The organism is Streptomyces sp. NBC_01446 (assembly GCF_026340095.1).
In the GTDB taxonomy this organism is placed as follows: Bacteria; Actinomycetota; Actinomycetes; order Streptomycetales; family Streptomycetaceae; genus Streptomyces; species Streptomyces aureus.
Genome location: NZ_JAPEPO010000003.1, coordinates 853,975 through 877,964, shown reverse-complemented (window position 1 = coordinate 877,964; position 23,990 = coordinate 853,975). Strand labels below are relative to the sequence as shown.

At 69.6% G+C, this 23,990-nt stretch carries 19 protein-coding genes and 3 pseudogenes; 14 read left to right on the top strand and 8 right to left on the bottom strand.

Features of this window, described 5'->3' with window-relative positions; all coding sequences use genetic code 11:
- Positions 1-237: 237 nt before the first annotated feature.
- Positions 238-1,431 carry an RNA-guided endonuclease TnpB family protein gene (locus OG456_RS48690; protein WP_266571518.1) on the bottom strand — a complete coding sequence of 398 codons (1,194 nt, stop codon included), beginning with the start codon at positions 1,429-1,431 and terminating at the stop codon, positions 238-240.
- 253 nt (positions 1,432-1,684) lie between these two features.
- Here OG456_RS48690 and OG456_RS48685 point away from each other — a divergent pair.
- Together OG456_RS48685 and rph are read left to right on the top strand one after the other, a co-directional pair.
- Positions 1,685-2,321, top strand: a pseudogene (locus OG456_RS48685) (LysE family transporter).
- 788 nt (positions 2,322-3,109) lie between these two features.
- Positions 3,110-5,707: a rifamycin-inactivating phosphotransferase gene (gene rph, locus OG456_RS48680; RefSeq protein WP_266571517.1), complete on the top strand. Its 2,598-nt coding sequence runs from the start codon at positions 3,110-3,112 to the stop codon at positions 5,705-5,707.
- An 88-nt stretch (positions 5,708-5,795) separates the two neighbouring features.
- Here rph and OG456_RS48675 read toward each other — a convergent pair whose 3' ends face one another.
- Together OG456_RS48675 and OG456_RS48670 are read right to left on the bottom strand one after the other, a co-directional pair.
- Positions 5,796-7,034 carry a hypothetical protein gene (locus OG456_RS48675; protein WP_266571516.1) on the bottom strand — a complete coding sequence of 413 codons (1,239 nt, stop codon included), beginning with the start codon at positions 7,032-7,034 and terminating at the stop codon, positions 5,796-5,798.
- A 62-nt stretch (positions 7,035-7,096) separates the two neighbouring features.
- Positions 7,097-7,198 (bottom strand): annotated as a pseudogene (locus OG456_RS48670) (RNA-binding protein); the annotation flags it as partial.
- 16 nt (positions 7,199-7,214) lie between these two features.
- Between OG456_RS48670 and OG456_RS48665 the strand changes: the two are divergent.
- The 5 genes from OG456_RS48665 (at position 7,215) to OG456_RS48645 (ending at position 10,825) form a co-directional block, all read left to right on the top strand.
- Positions 7,215-7,811 carry an AAA family ATPase gene (locus tag OG456_RS48665; RefSeq protein WP_266571515.1) on the top strand — a complete coding sequence of 199 codons (597 nt, stop codon included), beginning with the start codon at positions 7,215-7,217 and terminating at the stop codon, positions 7,809-7,811.
- Positions 7,812-7,917: 106 nt separating this feature from the next.
- A complete protein-coding gene (locus OG456_RS48660) occupies positions 7,918-8,703 on the top strand; it encodes a cyclase family protein (RefSeq protein ID WP_266571800.1) in 786 nt (261 codons plus the stop codon).
- A complete protein-coding gene (locus tag OG456_RS48655; RefSeq protein ID WP_266571513.1) occupies positions 8,700-10,334 on the top strand; it encodes a thiamine pyrophosphate-binding protein in 1,635 nt (544 codons plus the stop codon). Before OG456_RS48660 ends, OG456_RS48655 begins: the two co-directional genes overlap by 4 nt.
- 88 nt (positions 10,335-10,422) lie before the next feature.
- On the top strand, positions 10,423-10,593 hold the full coding sequence (locus OG456_RS48650; RefSeq protein ID WP_266571512.1) for a hypothetical protein: 171 nt from the start codon (positions 10,423-10,425) through the stop codon (positions 10,591-10,593).
- 13 nt (positions 10,594-10,606) lie between these two features.
- Positions 10,607-10,825: a cupin domain-containing protein gene (locus OG456_RS48645; RefSeq protein ID WP_266571511.1), complete on the top strand. Its 219-nt coding sequence runs from the start codon at positions 10,607-10,609 to the stop codon at positions 10,823-10,825.
- A gap of 113 nt (positions 10,826-10,938) precedes the next feature.
- On the opposite strand, the gene OG456_RS48640 is transcribed toward OG456_RS48645, so the two are convergent.
- The 3 genes from OG456_RS48640 to OG456_RS48630 all read right to left on the bottom strand — a co-directional run bounded on the left by OG456_RS48640 (position 10,939) and on the right by OG456_RS48630 (position 14,217).
- Positions 10,939-11,274, bottom strand: a complete 336-nt coding sequence (locus OG456_RS48640; protein WP_266571510.1) for a hypothetical protein — start codon at positions 11,272-11,274, stop codon at positions 10,939-10,941.
- A 373-nt stretch (positions 11,275-11,647) separates the two neighbouring features.
- A complete protein-coding gene (locus tag OG456_RS48635) occupies positions 11,648-12,934 on the bottom strand; it encodes an amidohydrolase (protein WP_266571509.1) in 1,287 nt (428 codons plus the stop codon).
- Positions 12,931-14,217 carry an MFS transporter gene (locus OG456_RS48630; RefSeq protein WP_266571508.1) on the bottom strand — a complete coding sequence of 429 codons (1,287 nt, stop codon included), beginning with the start codon at positions 14,215-14,217 and terminating at the stop codon, positions 12,931-12,933. The genes OG456_RS48635 and OG456_RS48630 overlap by 4 nt, the downstream gene beginning before the upstream one ends.
- 147 nt (positions 14,218-14,364) lie before the next feature.
- On the opposite strand from OG456_RS48630, the gene OG456_RS48625 reads away from it, so the two are divergent.
- From OG456_RS48625 to OG456_RS48615, 4 genes and pseudogenes are all read left to right on the top strand, one after another.
- The gene (locus OG456_RS48625; RefSeq protein ID WP_266571507.1) at positions 14,365-15,399 is read left to right on the top strand and encodes an Lrp/AsnC family transcriptional regulator; all 1,035 of its coding nucleotides are present in this window, start codon (positions 14,365-14,367) and stop codon (positions 15,397-15,399) included.
- A 312-nt stretch (positions 15,400-15,711) separates the two neighbouring features.
- Positions 15,712-15,954, top strand: a pseudogene (locus tag OG456_RS51020) (S8 family serine peptidase); the annotation flags it as partial.
- Between the two features lie 253 nt (positions 15,955-16,207).
- Positions 16,208-16,621, top strand: a complete 414-nt coding sequence (locus tag OG456_RS48620; protein WP_266571506.1) for a hypothetical protein — start codon at positions 16,208-16,210, stop codon at positions 16,619-16,621.
- Positions 16,622-16,651: 30 nt separating this feature from the next.
- Complete coding sequence (locus OG456_RS48615) at positions 16,652-18,334, top strand: pre-peptidase C-terminal domain-containing protein (RefSeq protein WP_266571505.1); 1,683 nt, start codon at positions 16,652-16,654, stop codon at positions 18,332-18,334.
- Positions 18,335-18,792: 458 nt separating this feature from the next.
- On the opposite strand, the gene OG456_RS48610 is transcribed toward OG456_RS48615, so the two are convergent.
- Complete coding sequence (locus tag OG456_RS48610; protein ID WP_266571504.1) at positions 18,793-19,809, bottom strand: DUF6528 family protein; 1,017 nt, start codon at positions 19,807-19,809, stop codon at positions 18,793-18,795.
- Between the two features lie 271 nt (positions 19,810-20,080).
- On the opposite strand from OG456_RS48610, the gene OG456_RS48605 reads away from it, so the two are divergent.
- Both OG456_RS48605 and OG456_RS48600 read left to right on the top strand, forming a co-directional pair.
- On the top strand, positions 20,081-20,548 hold the full coding sequence (locus OG456_RS48605) for a helix-turn-helix transcriptional regulator (protein ID WP_266571502.1): 468 nt from the start codon (positions 20,081-20,083) through the stop codon (positions 20,546-20,548).
- 40 nt (positions 20,549-20,588) lie between these two features.
- Entirely contained in the window at positions 20,589-21,812 is a 1,224-nt protein-coding gene (locus OG456_RS48600; RefSeq protein ID WP_266571501.1) for a serine hydrolase, read from the top strand.
- Positions 21,813-21,892: 80 nt separating this feature from the next.
- Here OG456_RS48600 and OG456_RS48595 read toward each other — a convergent pair whose 3' ends face one another.
- Positions 21,893-22,420 (bottom strand): DUF1062 domain-containing protein, encoded by a 528-nt coding sequence (locus OG456_RS48595; protein ID WP_266571500.1) that lies wholly within the window; start codon positions 22,418-22,420, stop codon positions 21,893-21,895.
- 353 nt (positions 22,421-22,773) lie between these two features.
- Here OG456_RS48595 and OG456_RS48590 point away from each other — a divergent pair, with 353 nt between their 5' ends.
- Positions 22,774-23,691, top strand: a complete 918-nt coding sequence (locus OG456_RS48590) for an NADP-dependent oxidoreductase (protein WP_266571499.1) — start codon at positions 22,774-22,776, stop codon at positions 23,689-23,691.
- Positions 23,692-23,990: the final 299 nt, after the last annotated feature.

The following is a 23,990-nucleotide window of genomic DNA, read 5'->3' as shown; positions in this document are numbered from 1 at the left end:
TCGGTACGTGGCCCACTCCCGGCCGTCCGATGCCAGGACGTGGCTCATGCGTTGGCGGCCCCGAACCGCGCGGGGCGACGCAACGACGCCTATGGCTTCCTGCCCATCTCACCCCACGCGGTCGAAGGTTCCTCTGGTGGGGCTGGCGGACGGCGAATTGGGTTGCACGCGCGGCGTCGCGCGACGCGACTCGCAGTATCGGCTCTTGACGCTCCCCTCCCTGAAGGGTGGGGATTCTTACGGCTCGCGCCGTGAGATTTCCTGTTTCATCGCCGACTGCCCGCCCGGAGAGCTCCGTTGAGGTCTTACACCAGCTCCGCAGGCTGTAACCGCCCGCCCGGCGGCCAGAAGGTTCTTCGCTGCGTTCACGTCCCGGTCATGGGTCATGCCGCACTCACACGTCCACGCGCGGACGCTGAGCGGCATCTCGTCAGCCAAGGTGCCGCAGGAGGAGCACAGTTTCGAGGAGGGGAACCACCGGTCGACGGCGATCACCTCACGCCCGTACCAGGCGGCCTTGTACTCCAGCATGCTCCGGAACTGAGACCACGCCGCATCCGAGATGGCGCGGGCCAGTTTCCGGTTCTTGACCATGTTGCGCACGGTCAGGTCCTCGATCACGAGCGTTTGGTTTTCACGCACGAGCCGAGTGGTGATCTTGTGCAGGGTGTCGCGTCGGCGGTCCGCGATCCGGGCATGGATCTTGGCCACTTTATGCCGGGCCTTGGTCCGGTTCGCCGAGTCTTTGGCCTTCTTCGCCAGCCTGCGCTGAGCTTTCGCAAGTGCGACCCGGTCGCGGCGCTCGTGCCTCGGGTTGGCGATCTTCTCGCCCGTCGAGAAGGTCAGGAGGTGGTCGAGACCGGCATCGATGCCGATGGCGGCATCCGTGGTGGGCAAATGCTTGATGCTGGGGTCGTCGCACAACAGGGAGACAAACCAGCGTCCGGCCGCGTCCTGCGACACGGTCACCGTGGAAGGACTCGCACCGTCCGGCAGCGGTCTCGACCACACGATGCGCAGGGACTCGCTCATCTTCGCCAGTCTCAGCTCACCGTCCCTGAAACGGAACGCCGAGGCGGTGTACTCGGCGGACTTCCGCGACTTCTTCCGGCTCTTGAAGCGCGGGTATCTGGCCCGCTTGCCGAAGAAGTTCGTGAACGCCACTTGCAGGTGCCGCAAGGCCTGCTGGAGCGGGACCGACGACACCTCGTTCAGATACGCCAGTTCCTCGGTCTGCTTCCACGCCGTCAGCATCGCGGAGCTCTGGTTGTAGTTGACCCGCTCCTGCCTCGCCCACGCTTCGGTTCGAGCGGCAAGCGCCAAGTTGTAGACCTTCCGCACACATCCGAACGTGCGCGACAGCTCCGCTGCCTGCGCATCCGTCGGATAGAAGCGGTACTTGAACGCCCGCCTCACCTGGCTCGTGGTCACGCTCACAAATTAGCGTCGCCACACGTGACGTTCAAACCCGTGGGTCAGAGCACTGCGATCCGCCCTGGCAGCGCATCACAGCCCACTGCCCTGCCCCGCAGGAGTCCGAATCCTCTCCACCCTGAAGGGCGGAGTATCCACGGAGGTATCCGATGACCGCAATCAACGCCTCCCTGCCGCCGGCTCCCTCCGCTCGACGCGGGCGAGTTCAGCAGCAGCCCAACCGATCGCGGAGGCCGATTCTCCTGCGGTCGTGAGCGCCGCGCTGGTCGCGGGACTCCTTGCCGGTTATGGCATCGCCATGCCGGTGGGAGCTGTCGCGACATATCTGGTGGCCCTCACAGCGCGGACGGCATTGAAGATCGGCGCTTGTGCCGCACTCGGGGTTGCCACCGCAGACGGCCTGTACGCCCTGATCGCCGAGGTCCGGGGGTTCGGCACTTGCACGCACAATCCAGCCGGTGCTGGTGCCCTTGCGCTGGGTATCGGCCTTGGTGCTCGTCGCGCTGGCGGCCCGAAGCGGTGTCGCGGCTGCGAGGAAGTACCGCAGACGTCACGCGCCCTCCTCGGCGGACGAGGGGGTACCAGTCAGCGCAGCCCGCGCCTATCTGGGGCTCTGCGGGATCACGATGATGAACCCACTGACGGTGATCTACTTCGTGGCGCTGGTACTGGGCGGCCAAGCCGCATCGGCGCCGACCCGCCTGGAGCAGGCCGCCTTCGTCCTTGCCGCCTTCGCCGCGTCCGCCAGCTGGCAACTGCTCCTCGCCGGTGGGGGTGCACTGCTCGGCCGAGCCCTGACGGGCGCTCGCGGGCAGCTTGTCACCGCCCTGGCGTCAAGCCTCCTGACTACGGTTCTCGCATTCCGCCTCTTGGCCTCATCGACCTGATACAGAGTCAAGAGCCAGCCTGACCATGGTGTTCACGAGGCCGACGGGACGGGCCCCGCGGATCGTCCGGGCCGGGAATCCGCAGTTGCCAAGAACGGCGGCAGGCAGCTGGTCCGGCGGCTCGGCTTCCTTCCAGCGGCCGGCCATGGACCGCCCCGACGGCGGCGGCTGCGGGGGATCGAGGCACCCTGGCGGTGGCGCAGGGAAGAACGTGACGATCGAGATGCTGGCGGTCGCCTGAAGCGCGACGATGCCGATCACCCCAGGGGCGCCGCAGAGGCTGACGTCCGTCCCGCAGGCCGCTGGGAGATCCGCTGGGGCCAACGGCGCGCTCCGCCGTACGCGGTGCGCCGCCGGTTCGCGGGAAGCTTGTCAGTCCCGGCGCACGGCAGGGGGCAAAGACAAAGGCAAGGAGAGTTCTCTCCTTGCCACTCTCAACTTATAGCGCGTTGGGGGGCTTGCCGCAAGGCCCGGGTCATGGCGCACAATCGTCGGCCGACGCCACAACCTGCGGAGATGGGGCACGACGTGCGTGTGTTGGTGTCGACGTACGGGGGCGCGGTGACGTCGAACCAGTGGCGGGACCGGCAGTGCGGTTGCGCGTGCCCGGCGCGGAGGTGCGGGGGTGCGTGCTGCCCGACTGGGTGGAAAGGCCCGGCCGACTCGTCGGAGGAAACGCAAGCGGGGATGAGGACGTGCGCGACAAGAAGTTCGACAGAGTGGGAGGTGCCGGTGATTCGACCGGCCACCGCAGTGCAACGCAGCACGGCTGCCTCGGAGGTAACGCAGTGATTGAGCAGTACGTGTTGGATCTTCAAGACATTGACGAGACGCAGGTCGCGGTCGTCGGCGGCAAGGGCGCTCACCTGGGCGGGCTGTCGCGGATCGAAGGCATCCGCGTGCCGGGTGGCTTCTGCGTGACGACGGAGGCCTTCCGGCGGGTCATCGAGGAAGCACCGTCGATCGACGATCAGCTCGACCGGTTGTCGCGCCTGAACCCCGACGACCGGGAGGCGATCCGCACGCTCAGCGCCCAGATTCGCCGGACCATCGAAGGGATCGCCATCCTGGGCGATCTCGCGGCGGCGATCACGCACGCGCTCGCCCGGCTCGGCGAGCAGACCGCCTACGCCGTCCGATCCAGCGCGACGGCAGAGGACCTGCCGACGGCCTCCTTCGCCGGCCAGCAGGACACGTACCTGAACGTCGTGGGGCCGACGGCGATCCTCCAGCACGTCAGCCGGTGCTGGGCCTCGCTGTTCACCGAGCGGGCCGTGACCTACCGCCAGCGCAACGGCATCGACCACCGTACGGTCCACATGGCCGTGGTCGTGCAGCAGATGGTCATCCCGCATGCGTCCGGCATCCTGTTCACGGCCGACCCCGTCACGGGCAACCGGAAGGTCGCCACCGTGGACTCCGGCTTCGGCCTCGGCGAGGCCCTGGTCTCCGGCCTGGTGAACCCGGACGTCTTCAAGGTGCGGGACGGCGAAGTCGTGAACAAGACGATCGCCGCCAAACAGCGTGCCATTCACGCCCTGCCGGCCGGCGGGACGCAGGAAGTGGCCATCGCACCGCAGCTGCAGGGGCAGCCGGCGCTGACGGATGCGCAGGCCGTACGGCTCGTGCAGCTCGGGCGGCGGATCGAAGCGCACTTCGGCCGTCCGCAGGACATCGAATGGTGCCTGGTCGATGGTGGATTCCAGATCGTGCAGAGCCGGCCGATCACGACGCTGTTCCCCATCCCCGAGAGCGGAGACCAGGAGAACCACGTCTACGTCTCCGTCGGACACGGGCAGATGATGACCGACCCCATGAAGCCCCTGGGGTTCTCCATGTGGCAGCTGACGGCGATGGTGCCGATGCACGAGGCCGGCGGGAGGCTGTTCGTCGACGTCACCCGGCGCCTGGCCTCACCCGCGAGCCGCGCCGGCCTCCTGGAGGCCATGGGGAAGGGTGATCCGCTGATCAGGCACGCTCTGGAGACCGTCCTCGACCGCGACGGTTTCGTCCCGTCCCTCCCGGACGCGGGCCCCGGCGGGCCGCCGGCCGGCGGTGCGTCCGCCCCGATCGACACCGATCCGGCCGTCGTCGCCGAGCTCATCGAGCGCAGCCGGGCGTCCATCGCCGGCCTGGAGCGCGACATCCGGACGAAGACCGGACCAGCACTCTTCGACTTCCTGCTGGAGGCCTTCGAGGAGCACAAGCGAGTGCTCAGCGATCCGCTGAGCATCAAGGCGATCAAGGCGGGGATGGAGGCCACCTGGTGGCTCAACGACAAGTTGCAGGAGTGGCTCGGCGAGAAGAACGTCGCTGACACGCTGACGCTGTCCGCCCCCGACAACATCACGTCGGAGATGGGACTTGCGCTGCTCGACGTCGCGGACGTGATCCGCCCGAAGTCGGAGGTGGTGGCGTTCCTGCAGGGCGTCGACGGCGATGACTTCCTGGACGAACTGGCGAAGCTCGCGGGCGGGACCGAGGCGCGCGACGCGATCGAGGCCTACCTCGACCGGTACGGCATGCGCTGCGTCGGCGAGATCGACATCACGAGGCCACGTTGGCGCGAGCGCCCCAGCACACTGGTGCCCGTGATCCTCGACAACGTCAGGAACTTCGAGCCGGGCGCCGCCGAGCGGCGCTTCGAGCAAGGGCGGCAGAAGGCGCAGAAGAAGGAACAGGACGTGCTGACGTGCCTGCGGGCCCTGCCGGACGGGGACCGGAAAGCCGACGAGGTCAAGGGGATGATCGACCGGGTCAGAACCTTCATCGGGTACCGGGAGTACCCCAAATACGGCATCATCAGCCGCTACTTCGTCTACAAGCAGGCCCTGCTGGCGGAGGCCGAGCGACTGGTGCAGGCCGACGTGCTTCCTGAGAAGGAGGACGCCTTCTACCTCACCTTCCAGGAACTCCACGACGCCGCGCGCTCACACCAGATGGACGACCAGCTCATCCAGCGGCGCAAGGAGGCGTTCAGGTCGTACCACGCGCTCACACCGCCCCGGGTGCTCACCTCGGACGGCGAGGCACTCACCGGGGCGTACCGGCGTGACGACGTGCCGGCCGGCGCCCTGATCGGCGTTCCGGTTTCCGCCGGGACCATCGAGGGGCGCGCCCGCGTCATCCTCGACATGGCGGAGGCCGATCTCGAAGCGGGCGACATCCTGGTCACGGCCTTCACGGACCCCAGCTGGTCGCCGCTGTTCGTCGGCATCGCGGGCCTGGTGACGGAGGTGGGCGGCCTGATGACCCATGGCGCGGTGATCGCCCGGGAGTACGGCCTGCCGGCCGTCGTGGGCGTGGAGCACGCCACCCGGCTCATCCGGGACGGGCAGCGGATCCGCGTGCACGGAACCGACGGGTACGTCGAGATCCTGTCCTGACGGGCGATCACTTACCGGACAGCGCCCCTGGTGAAAGCCCGAGGCTGAACCGCGCCGGAGCCTCGGCCGCTTCAGGTGGTCGAGGAGGTCAGCCGCCCCGCTTGAGGCGTACGACGACGGGGGCGCCGAAGGGGTCACCGGATTGGTTGACCTGGACGTGTCCGGCACCGAGCCATTCGCCGGTGCCGGGCACCCGATGGATCTCCTCGAGCCACAGGGACTGGTTCGATCCTTTGCGGGCGCCGGTCGACAGGGGGAGGCGGTGGCGCTCGATCTTCACGCATGCGCCGTCGTCGGTGAGGTACCAATTGCCGTCCAGGAAAAGGCCCTTGTCGTCCTGAGCGACCGGCGTGCGCAGAGCGCAACCGCCCGGCGCGGGCTCCTGCTCGACCCACGTGGAGCCGTCCCAGCGCAGCCGGAGGAACTGGTCCGCGGGTTCGTTGTCGACCTCGCCGTGGTTGAAGCTGTTGATGCCGTACGCGCGGATCTCACCACTGTCGAGGGCGAAGACCTGGCTGAGGACAGCACTGGGTTCCGGCGGGACGGGGTCCTTGAAGTGGGCCTGTGGGGTGTCCACCGGTTTCCAGGACGTACCGTCCCAGTGCATCGAGGCGGGCTGGCTGTAGCCCTCGCCGGTGCCCAGTTCGGTGCCTGGCCCCGTTGAGCGGCTGCCGACCGCCCAGACATCGGCCGGTCCAACGATCGCCAGGTCGGAGGTTCCGTAAGGCAGTCGGGTCGTGGTCCAGCGGGTGCCGTTCCAGTGCTGGGCGGTCTGCTTGGCGGCGTCGAGGGTCCAGATGTCGTCCGGGCCTGTGGCCTCGAAGTCACCGGCACTGCCTGGCGGGGGGTTCGGCACCGGCGACCAGCGGCTGCCGTCCCACTGTGCCCAGCGGTTCACGGCAGAGGCATCTTCAGCGGTCTGCGGCCGCAGCCACAATGTCTTCTCACCGACCTCTTCGAGGGCGGGCGGGTAGAGGCTGGTGCCGAGGGCTTCGGGCAGGGACTCGCGCTTCCAGTGCGTACCGTCGTAGTGCAGCAGGTGGGCATTGGACTCACCGTTGTTCTCGGTCGCGACCGCCCACACGTCGTCCTTGGCCAGGGCGGCAACATCGGTGATCTTTCCGCTGAAGTCCGCGATGTGCTCGAACTCCCAGGTGAGAGAGCCTGCTGAGGCCTTCGGCGGGACGTCTTTGCCACTGGAGTCGGCCGTGCCGCCGGAGCCCGTGGCGCATCCCCCAGCCGTAAGGAGAACGGTCAGCACGGCGACGGTCACCCTGCCCGTGCCCCTGCCCTCGCCTCCGCGCCTGACGCCTGGCGCTCCGCGCATATCGCACCCCTCCTCGCTGCTCCCCGGAGCGGCTCTTCAGCAGGGGTCCTCCGACGCCGCGCTCGCATCTCCTCGCCGAGCCAGGACTTCTCGTGGCCGGCCCGCCACCGGATGACGCGGGAGTCCGCTTCTCCCTCGTCCGTCACGTGGGCGAGACCCACTTCTCATGCGGCCAGAGTAATGCCCCATTCCGCGTGGCCGCGTCTGTCGGAGGCGGCTACGGTTCTGCGCGTGAGTGTGGGAACTGCAGAGACCCGGCTGGTAGTGGTGCGAGGGAACTCGGCGTCCGGCAAGTCGTCGGTGGCGGCCGGGATCCGGAACCGCTTCGGGCGGGGCCTGGCCCTGGTGGGGCAGGACAACCTACGTCGGATCGTGCTGCGCGAGCGGGACGTGCCCGGCGGCGCCAACATCGGCCTGATCGACACGGTCGCCCGCTACGCGCTCGATGCCGGTTACCACGTGGTGGTCGAGGGAATCCTGTACGCCGACCGCTACGGCGACATGGTCGCCGGCCTGGTCGGTGCCCATCGTGGTGTCTCCCGCTGTTACTACCTCGATGTCTCTCTCGAGGAGACGCTGGTTCGGCACCGGTCGAAAGCCGATCGCGAGTACCTGGCCCAGGTCACTGAGCGGCACCTGCGCGACTGGTACCGGGAGCGGGACTTGCTCCCCGGCGGCTTGGAGTCGGTGATCGGTACCGACAGCCAGCTCGATGCCACGGTCGAGCGCATCATGAACGAGACCGGCCTCGCGCACCTGTCTGCCTTGGACAGATAGCAGATAGCTGCGCCTACGGCTTGCCGTACCTGTGGTGCCGCCCTCTGTAACGCCTGCACCAGCACTATGATCGTCGCGGATCAGCCCCCATCTGCAGGAGGCCATGATGTCCCACCCCTCCGTCCTCGCCGCGCTGACGTCCGCGTTGCGCAGTGGTTCGATCGAGGTCGTCGACCTCACGGCGCCGTTGTCGTCCTCCACGCCGGTGCTCCAACTGCCCGCCCAGTTCGGTCAGACCGCGGTCTTCGAACTGGAGGAGATCAGCCGCTACGACGACCGGGGACCTGCCTGGTACTGGAACAACTTCCGCAGCGGCGAGCACACCGGCACGCACTTCGACGCACCCAATCACTGGATCACCGGGCGGGGACTCGCCGACGTGGCATCCGTGCCCGCGCATCAACTGATCGCCCCGGCAGCCGTGTTGGACTTCTCCGCCGAGGCGGCCGCGAACCCCGATTTCCTGGTCGAGGTCGACCACGTGAAGGCATGGGAAGCGCAGTACGGGCCACTGCCCGACGGGGGCTGGCTACTGCTGCGCACAGGATGGGACGACCGCTCGCACGCTCAGCAGGAGTTCCTCAACGCCGATGAGAAGGGCCCGCACACTCCTGGGCTTTCGGCGGAGTGTGCCCGCTGGGTTGCCGAGGACTCGCCCGTGATCGGCCTCGGGGTCGAGACGGTGGGCACCGACGCCGGTCAGGCTCCGGGCTTCGATCCGGCCTTCCCGTGCCATTCCTTCCTGATGGGCAGCGGCAAGTACGGCCTGACGCAGCTTCAGAACCTCGCCGCGCTGCCGCCGACCGGCGCCGTCGTCCTGGCCGGACCGCTGCCCATCGTCACCGGATCCGGCGCCCCCGCCCGCGTGCTCGCGCTGGTGGAGGGTGCATGAAGGTCGCAGAAGCGGTCGGCCGGGCCCTTGCGGCGGCCGGCGTCGATCACGTCTTCGGTGTGGTCGGTTCGGGGAACTTCCATCTGACCAACGCCTTGGTCGCGGCCGGCGCCCGGTTTGTCGCGGCCCGCCATGAAGGCGGGGCGGCGACGATGGCCGATGCCTATGCCCGCATGAGCGGCAAGGTGGCGGCGCTGTCGGTGCACCAGGGGTGCGGGCTGACCAATGCGCTGACCGGTATCGGCGAGGCGGCCAAGAGCCGCACCCCGCTGCTCGTCCTCGCGGCGGAGACCACTGAGACCACCTCGAACTTCTACGTCGACCAGGACGCGCTGGCGCACTCGGTGGGCGCGGTCAGCACGCGCGTGACCTCGGCCGAGGACGCGGTCGAGCAGGCATGCGGCGCCGTGCGCCGGGCCTTGCACGAGCGCCGTACGGTGCTGCTCAATCTCCCGCTGGAGATCCAGGCCCTGGACGCCCCCGAAGGCACACCCGTCTCCCCGCCGCCCGAACGGCCCCCGGTCGAGCCCGAGTCGGACGCCGTCGCCGAACTGGTGCAGACCCTGGAACGTGCGGAGCGCCCCGTCTTCGTTGCCGGCCGGGGCGCGCGCACGCCCCACGGGCGCGACGCCCTGACAGCGCTGGCCGAGCGGCACGGCGCGCTCCTGGCCACCTCTGCCGTCGCCCGCGGGCTGTTCCACGACAACCCGTGGTCGATCGACGTGTCCGGCGGCTTCTCCTCGCCCCTGACCGCGGAACTGGTACGGGGCGCGGATGTGATCGTGGGCTGGGGCTGCGCCCTGAACATGTGGACGATGCGGCAGGGCCGGCTGATCGGCCCGGAGACCACCGTCGTCCAGGTCGACGACGACCCCGCCGCCCTCGGCAGGCACCGCACCGTCCACCTCGGCGTCACCGGAGATGTCGAACGCACCGCACGGCGCGCCCTCGAGTCGAGCGGAGGGCAGCGACCTGGCTACCGCAGCCCCACCATCAGAGAGGCCATCGCCGCACGCGTGCGCTGGCGGGACGTGTCCTACGTGGACGAGAGCAGCCAGGAGCGCATCGACCCACGCACCCTGAGCATCGCGCTGGACGACCTGCTGCCCGCCGAGCGCGTGATCGGAGTGGACTCCGGGAACTTCATGGGCTACCCCTCCATGTTCCTGTCCGTGCCCGACCACAACAGCCTGTGCTTCACTCAGGCCTTCCAATCCATCGGCCTGGGCCTTTCGACGGCCATCGGAGCGGCGCTGGCCCGGCCCGACCGGCTGCCCGTCGCCGCCCTCGGGGACGGCGGCGCGCTGATGAGCGCCGTAGAACTGGACACAGTCCGCCGCCTGGGCCTGCCGATGGTGGTCGTCGTCTACAACGACGACGCCTATGGGGCCGAGGTCCACCACTTCCGCCCCGGCGAATTCCCCCTGGACACGGTCGTGTTCCCGCCCACAGACATCGCCGCCATCGCCCGGGGCTACGGCTTCGAAGCGGTCACCGTCCGCACCCTCGCCGACCTCGAACCCGTCCGGGACTGGGCCGCCGGGCCCCGCTCCGCACCCCTGCTCATCGATGCCAAGGTCACCGCCGAGCACGGGTCCTGGTGGCTGGAGGAGGCCTTCAAGGGCCACTGACAGACGGCGAGAATCCCCGTCGCTCGGCGCCTACCGGCAGTCGACCGGTCATCGAAAGGCCCGTCTCCGTCTTCGCCTACGTCTCCTGATGAAGCGCGCCTCCATGCGCTCGGCCGGAGCGACCGCTGCCGCACGCATCGCCGACGACCGTGCCGTCGAGACCGGCCACCGAGTCCTGGGCACCCTGCTTGCCGAGGGCGAGGCCGGGAGCCCTTTCCCTGGAAGTCCCTATCCCCGCAAGTGGATTCCGAAGTGGTGACTGTCTGCCCCTGATGCCGGGCCACGACACCAGCGCCACTCCCTTCCGTCACAACGGTGAGGAGTTCGGCATCGTGCTCTCGGGGGTGAAGGACGTGTATCTCGACGGCGTCCGTCACCGGCTCGAGGCGGGCGACTCCATCACCTACTCCTGCAGCACACCTCACTGGTACGTCAACCCCGGTGACGAGCCCGCCACTTCGATCTGGGTGATCACTCCGCCCAGCTGGTAGGCACGGGCCTCGCCCGGCCCCGTCCCCTCCCCAACGCCCGGCCGCAGGACCGGGTGCCGGTACCGCACGGCCTCGATCCGTGCGCCTTCCCCATGAGGTGCCCCGCTATGGCATCACTCATCGGCAGAACCCCTGTCGCCGCCGGAAACCCCTCCCTCTCCCACCGTCGCGCTCTGCTGGCTCTCGGCGGCGGCAACGCCGTCGAGTGGTACGACTGGATGGTCTACGGGTTCCTTGTCGGTGACGCGCAGACCACCCACATCCAGGGTGGCCATCCGGTGCAGTGCCTGGAGTTCCTGGTTGTCGAGGGAGGACAGCACGCTTCGGGCCTCTGTGCCGCCGGCCGGAGGGGGAGCGGCAGACGCGGAGGGAGCCGGAGCGACGAGGGTGGCGAGCGTGGTGACCACGGACGGCGCGAAAAGGCGTCTGGGGCGGGGGACTTGAGTCATCTTCCTTGCTCCAATCCGGGCCGTGAGGGCAGCCGCCGCGGCTTCCGGGGGCGAGCTGTGAACACCGCACGAGCATGGGTGAACGGCGGAGCGACGAGAAAGGGAACCCGGTGGCGAGATCACGACGTGGCGACAACACGACACCCGCCGTTGACCCGCCGGCGCCGGCGCCGGCGCGGGCGCGGGCGAGTGCGCCGAGACGTGTCGGCGCCGGCGCGGCCGCATCCGCGTCGGCGCCGGATCCTTCGTATCGGGCGTGGGCAGCGGCACCAGAGACCATCAGTGAAAGCCGGTGCTGACCGGCCACTTGTGAAGGGCTCGGAACCGCACAGTTCCGGGCCCCCACAAGTGGCCGGTCAGCCCGGTTCCTCGTTCACTCCCCGTCGGCGAGCCAGGCGCGGGCGGCGCCCAGCAGGGCCCGTACGCCCAGTTCGATCGTCGGGTCCTGCAGCGGCGCGTACAGCGGCGAGTGGTTCATGGGGAGCTTCGCCGGGAGGCCGCGCGTGGCGAGGACCTCGGGGTCGAGGCCCTCGAACGCGGCCGGGTCGGCGCCGCCGAAGTGCCAGAACACCGACGGTGCGCCCAGCTCGGTGCCGAACAGGCCAAAGTCCTCGCTGCCGTTGATCGGCTGCGGCAGCGTCAGCACGGCATGCTCGCCGAGCACGTCACGCAGCCCTTCGATCGTGGTCGCGGTGGCGTCCGCGGTGTTCACGGTGAGCGGGAAGGCGTTCAGCGGGGTGATCTCCGGCTCCTTGGGCGCACCCGACGCCGCGGCCTCGGCCTGCACGATCCGGCACACCGCGGCGAGGACCTTCTCGCGGACGACGGGGTCCACGGAGCGGATGTTGAGCTTCAGCTCCGCCTCGTCCGGGATGATGTTCTCCTTCGTGCCGGCGTGGATCGAGCCCACCGTCACGACGGCCGTCTGCGAGGCGCCGACCTCGCGCGAGACGACCGTCTGAAGGCGCAGCACCACCGCCGCGGCCATCACCACCGGGTCCACCGTCGACTCGGGCGACGAGCCGTGCCCGCCGCGGCCGAACAGGCGCACCCGGTAGCTGTCGGACGCCGCCATGAGCGGCCCGGGGCGAGTCACCGCGACCCCCGTCGGGAACGGGCCCACGTGCTGGCCGAGACAGATGTCGGGCTTCGGGAAGCGCTCCGCGAAGCCGTCGTCGAGCATGTTCCGCGCGCCTTCGGCAGTTTCCTCGGCGGGCTGGAACACGGCGAGGACGGTGCCGCGCCAGGCGCCTCGGTGCTGCGCGAGCAGCGCGGTCACCCCGAGCAGGCAGGTGACGTGCATGTCGTGGCCGCAGGCGTGCATCGTCGGTACATCGTTGCCGTCGCGGTCGATGGCGCGGTCCACGGACGCGTACGGCAGGCCCGTCGCCTCCAGGACCGGCAGGCCGTCCATGTCGGCACGCAGCAGCACGGTCGGCCCGTCGCCGTTGCGCAGCACGCCGACGACACCGGTGCCTCCGACGCCCTCGGTGACCTCCCAGCCGGGCTGCGCGCGCAGCCGGGCGGCGGCGACGGCGGCCGTGCGGGTCTCCTGGAGCGAGAGCTCGGGGTGGGTGTGCAGGTCGCGATACAGCTCACGCAGGCCGGGCAGCAGCGCGTCGAGACCGTCGGTGAGGGCGGTGGGGGCAGGGGTGGTCATGCCTTCTCGCTTTCTACGGGGCGGGGGGTGGGGACGGCGTCGGCGGGCTCGGGCAGCCGCAGCGAACGGCGGAAGGAGTCGGTGTCCTGAGGGGTGACGACGGCGACGACGCCGGCCAGGACGGCGCCGAGCACCAGGAAGCCGAAGGCGGCGCCGAAGCCCATCCGGTCCGCGAGCAGGCCCATCGCGGTGGGCGCGATCACGCCGGCGAACTGGCCGCCGAAGGTGATCAACCCGGCACCGGCGCCGGTGAGTTCGGGAGGCAGGCTGCGCAGCGGCACCGCGTAGACCGGCATGTACGACAGGGACGCGGAGGCGGTGGCCACGGTCATCCACAGGATGAAGGCGACCGTGCTCGACGCCGTCGCCATCAGGATCAGGGCGACGGCAGCCACACTCATCGACGGCACCACGATCTTGCGCTGGTGCCCCTGGAGCCGGTCCGCGAGCCGCCCGCCGACGATCATGGCTCCGGCCGCCGCGGCCGCCGGGATGACGGCGAGCGCTCCGGCCGAGGTCAACGAGATGCCCCGCTCCTGGCTCAGGTACGACGGCACCCATGTGTTCAGGCCCCACACGATGATGTCGTAGCCGAAGAACATCGCGGCGAAGCCCCACATGGCGGGGGAGCGCAGCACGATGCGGGCGCCGCCGGCCACGGCCGGGGCGGAGCGCTCGGCGTCCCGTGCGAGCGGCTCGGGCAGCCACAGCCGGACCGCCGCGTACACGAACACCCCGACACCGGCGACCGTGAAGAACGCCGAGCGCCAGCCGAAGTGCGTGATCAGCGGGGCGGCGATCAGCGGCGCCGCGACCGCGCCGATCGCGTTCGCGGACTGCACGACGCCGTTGGCGCCCATTCGCTGCCCCGGGGTGGTCCGCTCGGTGATCGCCTTCATCGAGGCGCCGGGGAAGATCCCCTCCGCTGCCCCGAACAGGAACCGCACCACCAGCAGGATCGCGAACGACCCGGCGAACCCGGTCAGCGCCGTGAACGCCGACCAGATCAGCAGCGCCCAGCAGGTCACCCGCCGGGCGCCGAACCGGTCGGCGAGCATCCCGCCGGGAATCTGGCAGGCCGCGTACGCGAGGAAGAACGCCGAGACGGCGAGGCCCTGCTCCGCGCGGCTGAGGTCGAACTCCTCGCCGATCGAGGGGAGCGCGAGATTGATGACGAGCCGGTCGACGTAGTCGATCAGCCAGGCGCAGAAGAGCAGCGCGACGGTGATCCGCGCGCCTCGATCGAGGCGCTCCCTGCTGCGGGCCGGGGACGGTGGAGCCACGGGCACTCCTTCTAGAGTGGGCGTGTGATGGTGGTGGTGCGGCTCGGAAGTGGGGACAGATTCCGGCCGCCGTACGGAATGGGGGCCGAATTGCAGGAAAACGGCAGAGGGCAGGTTCTGGATCCGGATTCCGCCGAGCCCCTGGATGTGATCGAGACTGTCGGGGGCCTTGGGGAGATCCAGACCTTCGAGGAGACCGACCTCGCGCTCGTCGACGCCCTGCAGACAGATCCGCGCGCCCCTTGGTCCCGGATCGGCCCGGCCGTAGGCGTCGACGCCACCACCGCGGCCCGCCGCTGGGCACGCCTGGAGCGTGCGGGCCTGGCCTGGGTGACGGCATACGCCGGGCCCGCCACCGCGACCGTCGGCTACGTGGAGGTCACCTGCCGGCCGCGGCGCCTCGCCGAGCTGAGCGAGCGGCTCACCGCCCTGCCGTGGGTGGCCAGCGTCGAACACGTCGTCGGCGACTTCGACCTGTTCCTGACTGTCGTCGCCCCTGACCTGTCCGCGCTCGGCCGCCGCATCGGCACCGACCTCGGGCCGCTGCCGGGCGTGCGCGCCACCCGCACCCGGCTCGGCGTGCGGATCTACCAGGAGGGCAGTGGCTGGAAGGTGCGGGCCCTGGAACCGGCGGGTCGCGCCCGGCTCGCCGCGCCGCGCCCGGCCGGCAGGCCCGGCGGTGGCCCGTTCGCGCACGTGCCACGCGGAGACGTCGACCGCCGCCTCCTGGAGGCTCTCGGTGCCGACGGCCGCGTCGGCTGGGCCGAACTCGCCGCGCGCACCGGCCTGAGCGAGTCCACGGTGCGCCGCCGGATCAGCCGAGAGCTGCGCGACCGCGACATCCTGGTGCGCTGCGACCTCGCCCAGCAGACGGCCGGATGGCCGGGCATCGCCACGTACCGGGCGGTCGTGCCCCACGGTGAGCTCGACGCCACCGGCGGCGCGTTGGCGCGGCTGCCGCAGATCCGGCTGTGCGCCTCCGTGACCGGCTCGTGCAACCTGCTCTTCTCGGTGTGGCTCCGCGACCTCGACGGGATCACGGCCCTGGAGTCACTGCTCGACGAGCGGTTCCCCCGTCTGACCGTCCAGGACCGCACTGTCACACTGCGCACCGCCAAGCGCATGGGCCGCCTCTTGGGCGAGGATGGGCGCGCTGTGGGGCACGTGGCACTGGGGTTCTAGGGCACCACCCGTACGCACCAGTTCCGGCCTCACCGAAGCAGCCTGAAGGTTCGGTGGCGACTTGGCGACGTGGCGAGAAGCTGCCACCAGTTATTGCTGCGCCGGGCCCGTCCGGCTCGGTAGACCCGCGGAACACATACACCCCGGAAGGACACCTGCATGTCCCGTCACTCGCGGTGGGCGCGTCCGTCAGCAAGGACACCTGGTGGGCCGAATACGGCTCGCGGGTGACGGCACGTCAGCCCCTGTTCCCGTTCTCGGCGCGCGGTCCGCGCGAGGACGGCGGCATGAAGCCGGAGGTCGTCGCCCCGGGTGCCGCAGTGTCGTCCATACCGACCTGGATGCCGGGCGAGGGCGTACCGGAGGCGGGCTACGAACTGCCCCCCCGGGTACGGCATGTTCAACGGTACGTCGATGACGTCGCCACAGGCCACGGGCGTCGTTGCGCTGCTCCTGTCGGCCGCGTCCGCCACCGGCACGAAGGTGACGCCCGCCGCACTGCGTACCGCCCTGATGAGCTCGGCGACGTTCCTCGACGACCAGCCCGCCTATGCGCAAGGCGCGGGCCTCGTCTCCGTACCGGCGGCGTGGAAGCTGCTCGCGAAGCACGTCGACCCGACCGCGTACACCGTGCGGGCCCCGGTCTGTGGTGCGCTCGCCGGGATGCTCGCCACCCCGAAGTCCGGCACCGGCGTGTACAACCGATGCGCCGCGGGCGACGGCGGCCAGGTTCACCGACCGCAGCAAGAACTACGACGTCCGGCTGACCCGCACCGGCTCCGGCAGTGCCCTCACGCTGCTGTCATGGGTGGGCAACGACGGCACCTTCAGCGCCCCGCACACCGTGGCGCTCACCAAGGGCAAGGAGACCACGGTCACCGTGGGGGCGCGGGCCCGTTCGACGGGCGCGCACTCTGCGCTGCTGCGCGTCGACGACCCGCTGACGCCCGGCGTCGACAAGCTCGTCCCGGTCACCGTCGTGGCGGCCGCCGACCCGGCGAAGCCGTCGTACGCGGTCTCGGCGAAGGGGGCGGTGGACCGTAACCAGACGCGGTCGGTGTTCGTGACGGTGCCCGAGGGCGCCGCGGCGCTCAAGGTCGACCTGAGCGGCGTCGTGGGGGACAGCCAGACCCGCTTCCTCGCCGTCGACCCGCAGGGCATGCCCGTGGACGACAGTGCGGTCAGCCGCTGCTACACGCACTTCTCCGACACCGCGGACTGAGCCCCCGACTCGCGTGCGTACGAGCAACCGATGCCCGGCGTCTGGGAGTTCGAGGTGGAGTCGCGGCGCACGTCGCCGGTCCAGGAGAACCCGTACCGGCTGACCGCCACCGTGCTGGGGGCCACGCTCGACCCCGCGTCGTCGGTGATCGACGAGGCCGCCGTGCACGCGCCCGCCGAGAAGGCGTTGACGGCCGTCAACCGGTTCGCGCCGGTGACCGCCCACGCCACGGGTGGCCCTCTGGGCGCCCTGTCGCAGGCCCACCCGACCGTCACCGACCAGTCGATGACGGGCAAGCAGATCACGGTGCCGCGCGACGCGACCCGTCTCGAGGTGTCACTTGGCAACGCCTCTGACCCGGACGCCGACCTCGACCTGTACCTGATCGCCCAGTCCGGCGCACTGATCGCCTCCTCCACCAACGGCGGCTTCCGTGAATCGCTGACCCTGAAGGACCCGAAGCCGGGCTACTACCTTCTGTTCATCGCGGGCACCGATGTGCCGTCCGGCTCCACCGCGTTCGACATCCAGGCCACGATATTCTCGAAGTCGCTGGGCACGGTGACGGTGGACGACGAGAAGCCGGTGAAGCTGTACTCCGGCCAGTCGGTGAAGGTCGCAGGGCGGCTCGTCGCGGAGACCGCGCCGCCCTCGGGCACCCGTCTCGTCGGCCGGTTCTCGCTGGCGAGCGACGCCGGTTCGACGCTGGGCGGCGCGGACGTGCTGCTCGGCAAGGTCACCCAGCCGACGCTCGACGTCACGGCGTCGTTCGGCCCCGCGGTCGCGTTCGGCATGGACGACCAGGGCCGGATCGCGGGCTCCCAGCAGGTGTCCGGCGCCACCCGGCCGATGCGCTGGGACGCCGAGCACGGCATCACCCTCCTCGACAACACCGGCCTGCGCAACGGCTACGTCCTCGGGCAGAGTGCCTCGGGGACGTGGGGCACCGGCCAGGTGACCCGGACGGAGGGCGGCACCCGCGCCGGTGTCTGGGACACGGACGGCAAGCTCACCACGCTGCCGCTGCCCGACTGGGAGGCGTACAGCTACGACCGCGCGTTCGCCGTCAACGACGCGGGCACGGTCGTCGGCAACGCCACCGGGTACATCAAGAACCCGGCGACCGGCGGCAACCTGGAAGTCAACGACGCCTTCACCTGGTCCGCGAAGGACGGTTTCCGCAAGCTGCCCCACCTGACCGACTCCCGCACGCTGACCGAGCCGATCGCCATCAACGACGCCGGTGTCGTCGTCGGACACTCCTCCAAGGACGGCAGGCGCCGCGCCGTCAAGTGGAGCGCGGACGGAACGATCAGCGACCTGGGCACGCTGCCCGGCATGGTCGACAGCACGGCCGAGTCGGTCAACGCCTCCGGTGAGGTCGTCGGCACCAGCGGCGACGACGCGTTCGTCCTGAAGCCGGGCGGCACCATGACGCGCCTGCCCGACTTCGGGTTCAGCGCCAAGGCGCTGAAGGTGAACGACGACGGCTGGATCGTCGGAAACGCCGAACTCCAGCCCGACGTCACCACGGCCGTGGTGTGGGACCCGCAGGGCCGGATGTACGACCTCGGCGCGATGGTGGACCGCACCCACTGGGTGCCCACCGAGGGCAACGCCGTCAACGATCGCGGTGAGGTGGCGTTCTACGCGACCGACACCACGGCGCAGGGCTCGACGAAGATCGTGGTGGCGAAGCTGCCCGCCGTCTGATCACGGACGTACGCGACCGCGACCGACAGCGGCCCCCCTCCGGCGATCGTGCCGGAGAGGCGGGCCGTTCGTCGTTCGCGGGCAGCCGCTGAACGTCCGAGCACCGCTGGGTTTCCGATGCGGACGGATTCATCGGGATTCCTCCGTGGATAGTCCGCTCTTCAGGGTGGAGAGGAAACGGACTCCTGCGGAGCAGGGCAGCGAGCGGGTATTCGCCCTCTGGGCGGATACCCGTCCCACGCGCCGTCCGCGACTTGTATGCTCGACCCTGCCCGGCTGGCGACAACCAAGCTGGCCGGGTCTACCGCCGGGCTGGCGGGATGTCAGGTCTGTGGAGCTTGCGTAAGACTGCTGGGCGTACCAACGTCCCTCGCCGTTCATTCGGGGCAGCGGCTGTCGATGAAGCAGAAAGTTCACTCCGCGAGGAATGAATCCCCCTGCTTCAGCTGGGGGAGATGTCAAGAGAGGACGTGGGACCAGAAGCGGGCCTTGTAGAATTTCGCGCCGGTCCGGACCGAATCGGACCGGCCGGAGAAGCCGACCGTGTCGTTCCACCAGGTCGCCGCGCTCGGGGCGTCGACCCAGAATTCCGTTCCGTCGGGGAGCCTGCTGAAGGACTTCGTGAAGTACCAGTCGTACAGCCTGGCCGGAGAGGCGAAGGTCCAGGTAGCGGCGGCGCTGTTGAAAGTGAGACGGGTCTTCCATATCCCGTGGTCGGGATTACCGGCGTCTCCGCCCACGGTGTACAGGATGTCGGGGGAGGCGTAGTCCGGCTGCAGGTCGTGCCCTGTGCCGCTGAAGGCCAGCGTCGCCACCTTCGAGAGACCGGTGATGATGCCGCTGCTGATCGTCACCAGGCGGTAGGCCCGCAGCTCGTTGTCGCCGATGGCCAACAGGCATTCGTTGGAGTCGTCCCAGAGCACGCCGTGGGCACCGGGGAAGCCAGTGCTGATGCTGTCGGCGAACGAGGTCGGTGGCAGGCCGCCGTGTGTGCTGGGTACGAAGAGGTTGATGCCGCCGCCATTCTCGTAACTGTCGCCGGTGGCCCTCTGCTTGGCAGAGGCGGTGACGATCGCACCGTGTCCGTCGATCCGCTCCACCGAGTGAGGATTGCCCGGTACGACCGCCGTCCAGACGACTGCCTGGTCGCTCTCGCGGACCATGGCGGCGCGTCCACCCGTACTCGCGGTGCCGTTCGCGCAGCACACCAGGACATCGTCCCAGTTGGCCGTGAGCCGGCGCTTGGCGTCGGCGAGATATTTCCAGGAGTCCGTGCTGGGCGCGCTCCAGTGCCACTCGGGGGAGGTGTTCCAGTCGGTCGTGCTGTTGCTGAAGCGCTGGATCTGATTGGCGGCCTGTTCGACGACCACGATCAGATAGTCCGTAGCGGCGGCCGCTGACCGCACGTCGGCCGCGCCGGCTGCCGCCGCCACTCCGGTGGTCACCACTGCCCGCAGCAGCGATCTCCGCTTCAAGTGCCACCCCCTTTATCCGCCCCTAGAAAGAAGCGATCATCCTCGCACGGTGCATTCGGAGGCAACAGGCCGCGTTCGTACGGCATTTGGGCACGAGGTTGCAGCGGGGACGCTTTCCCTCGCAGGGGCAGGGGCAGGGGCAGGGGCAGGGGCAGGGGCAGGGGCAGCGGCAGCGGCAGCGGCAGCGGCAGGGGCAGGTACAGCTACAGGTACAGGTACAGGTACAGCCAATCAAGACACCGCCTCACCCCACTCCATCTAGTATCAGCGCGTGATTCCTGGGGGAAGGCTGGCAAGTGTCAGTGAGGAGTTGGCGGGGCGGCTGTTGCAGCTGCGTGATGCAACCGGACGGAGTCTGCGCGAGCTCGCCCGCGACGTCCACGTCAGCAGTTCCTCGCTGCCGCGCTACTTCTCCGAACAGGCCGTTCCGCCTTGGCCGACGGTGGCGCTCTGCAAGGCAGCCGGTCATGACCCCAGGACACTGCGCGAGGTGTGGGAACGGGCCAAGGACGGGCCCCGGACCAGCACGGCTGCCCCGGCGCCGGCGCGCAATGACCTGCCGCACGACACCACCGCTTTCACCGGGTGCGGGGCGGAGTTGGACGCTCTGCTCGGCGCCGCGCGGAGCTCTTCGGTGGTGGCGATCGATGGCATCGGCGGGGTGGGCAAGTCGGCGTTGGCCGTACACGCCGAGCATCGGCTGACCGTCGACTTTATCGCCGACCGGCTCGGCTGCTGACCATCCGCTCTCTCATTCCCAGTCAAAGGAGCACACGACCATGGCCGACAGCGGCTTCTCCAAGGCAGGGCTGCACAGGGTGCACGACGTGCTGGCCCGGCATGTCGACTCAGGGAAGATTCCCGGGGTCGTCGCCCTCTTCAGCAAGGGCGACGAGACACATGTCGAAACGATCGGGACGATGCGTCACGACGGCGGCGCACCGATGCGCCGCGACACGATCTTCCGGATGGCCTCGACGTCCAAGCCGGTCTCGATCGCGGCGGCGATGGTCCTGCTCGACGAGTGCAGGCTGCGCCTCGACGACCCGGTGGAGCGCTGGCTGCCGGAACTGGCCGACCGCCAGGTGCTGAAACGGCTCGACGGCCCGCTGGACGAGACCGTGCCGGCGCGGCGGCCGATCACCGTGCGGGACGTGCTGACCTCCACGTTCGGGCTCGGCATGGATATGACGGTGATCGGCACTCCGATCATGAACGCGGTCTTCGAGCAGGGGATCACCCCCAACATGCCGACGCCGATGCCCGAGCAGGACGAGTGGATGCGCCGTCTCGGCACGCTTCCGCTGATGCACCAGCCCGGAGAGCGCTGGCAGTACCAGATCAGCAGCGACCTGGTCGGCGTCCTCGTCTCCAGGGTCACAGGCCAGTCGTTCGAGTCGTTCCTGCGCGAGCGGATCTTCGAGCCGCTGGGCATGAAGGACACCGGTTTCCATGTGCCCGGGGACCAGCTCGACCGGCTGCCGCCCCTGTACGCCCCCGACCCGGGGACCGGAGAGTTCCAGGTCTGGGACGAGGCTGCGACGGGGCGCCACAGCACGCCTCCGGCGTTCCAGGGCGGCGGCGGTGGACTGAACTCCACCGCCGACGACTACCACGCCTACTTCCGGATGCTGCTGAACCACGGGATGCACGAGGGCGAGCGGATCCTGTCCCGGCCCGCCGTCGAGCTGATGACCACCAACCGGCTCTCTCCCGAACAGCAGGCCACCCGACACGAGTTGGCCGTCAACAACGTCCATGTGTCCTTCGGCCAAGGGCAGCACGGCGGCTGGGGCTTCGGGATGGCGGTGCGTACCTATCGCGGTGACTTCGCGCCCGTCGGCCAGTTCGGCTGGGACGGCGGAAGCGGCGCCTCGACCTACGCCGACCCGGTCAACCGGCTCACCGGGATCCTGCTCACCCAGGTCGGAGCGTCCGTCCCGGACCCGGTGCATCTCATGCTCGACTTCTGGACCGTGCTCTACCAGGCGATAGACGACTGACGCCGAACCCACCCGTCCACGGCGCCGACCAGGGCCTGTCCGGCGCATCTTGCCGGACAGGCCCTGGTCTTGAGGAGGGCTCAGCGCTTGAGCGTGAAGGTGAAGTCGTCGGAGAGCTTGCTGTTGAGCCGGATTGCCGAGACAACACTCCCCTCCGCGATCAGTCTCCCGACCTCGGCCCGCGAAAGACCGCAACCTTCAGCGATCAGTCGCATCGGCCGGACAGGGATCCGCGCCGCAAAGCGGACCGAGACGTCGATCACCTCGCGGTCCAGGTGATCCGATCCGCCGGTGTCGAGGCGCCAGGCGTTGTCCCAGTCGAGAGCGATGCGATTACGGCGCTGCACGACCGGATCCTGGAGCAACTCGGCTGCCAGGCCAGGGTCGTTGTCGTGCAGCCGGTCGAGCAGTTCAGGTCGTACGGAACGCACATTCATCCGCTCCAGGACCGTGAGCTTTGCCGTTGCCCCGCAAGCGGTACAGAGCACGAGGAGCCAGGCGTCGAGGAGCTTGTGGTTGGCGTTGACGCGGAATTTGCCGTTTGCCCGGAAGCGCTGGGACGCGCACGTGTGGCAACGGCGGAGAACGAGCGGCAAGCAGGTGGGCATGACAACCCAATTATTGAGCACAGAAGTACACCGGTTTCAGTGAGAAGTCCGCAGCAAAAAGCAGCGCGGCGCAACAAGCGCGACGCGCGACGAATCAGCACTCGGGAGGTCTCACACGGTGTACAACGGGCCGTCCTTGCCTCGGCGACTTGGTCCGGCAGCACGGTAATGGCGCACAGCGGCGCCGTTCCACTGATTTACGAGAGCCTCTCCGCCAGGTTCTGTCCGGCGGAACATGGACCGAGTCAGAGCCCGAGCGCGGCGACGGTGACGATGCCCTGGAGGACGTAGGCCCGCTCGGGGCACCTCGTGGTCCAGAGCTTGTCCGAACGACGAAAGGCGGTGATCACGCCATGAAGGCAGTGCGGTTCGACGAGTACGGCGAGATCGATGTGCTGAGGGTGGAGGAGGTGGAGCGGCCGACGCCCGGCCCCGGGCAGGTGCTGGTCGAGGTCCGCGCGGCCGGGATCCAGCCCGGCGAGGTGATGATCCGCAAGGGCGCGCGGCACGAACGCTGGCCGGCTGCGTTCCCCACGGGGCAGGGCAGCGACCTGGCCGGCGTCGTGGTGGAGGTCGGAGCGCAGGTGCGCGGCTTCACGGTGGGCGATGAGGTCCTGGGCTTCACGCACGACAGAGCGAGCCACGCGGAGTTCGTCGTGGTCGACGACGTGAACGTGGTCTCCCGTCCCAAGGGGCTGTCCTGGGACGTGGCAGGGTCGTTGTACGTGGCCGGCACGACCGCCTACGCCACCGTTTTCGCGGTGGACCCCCGTCCGGCCGACACGGTCGTGGTGTCCGGTGCGGCGGGCGGCGTCGGGTCGCTCGCCGTGCAACTCGCGCGGCGGCGCGGCGCCACGGTGATCGGGGTGGCGAGCGAGCGGAACCATGCCTGGCTGAAGGACCGTGGTGTCGTCCCGGTCGAGTACGGGGAAGGCGCGGCCGAGCGGATCCGGCAGGCCGCCGGCGGGAGCGTCGACGCGTTCATCGACACGTTCGGCGACGGCTACGTGGAGCTGGCAGTGGAGTTGGGCGTGCGGCCCGAGCGGATCAACACGATCCGTGATTGGCAGGCTGCGGCCAGGGTCGGTGCGCGGACCTACGGAGAAGGCTCGGCGGCGTGCGCGGTCGTGCTCGGCGAGCTGGCCCGGCTTGCAGCGTGCGGGGAGTTGGAGGTACGGATCGCGGGTACCTACCCGCTGGAACGGGTGCGAGACGCGTTCCGCGAGCTGGAACGTGGGCACACCCACGGAAAGATCGTGCTCCGTCCATAGCCCCGGCTGCCGAGGCGGCCATCGAGCAGGCACCCCCAAAGTATCAACGCGGTGTCCCCGCCGGCGATCAGACGACTCCTCGTCAAGTGGCGGCCGGCGGGGAAAGCCGCGCAGGTCACAACCGCAGCAAGCGCCAGGAACAGCGAGAAGCTGCTGCTGGATTCGTCCGCCGTGCGATCACGTGAGTACGACCTTGCCTTCCGCGACCGGGCCACGCGGAAGGCATAGCCTCCGCCGCCGGTAGAACCTGCGACTCGGCCTTGAGCGGAGTCTCTGCGCGACGCGAGCTCGGCGCCGGC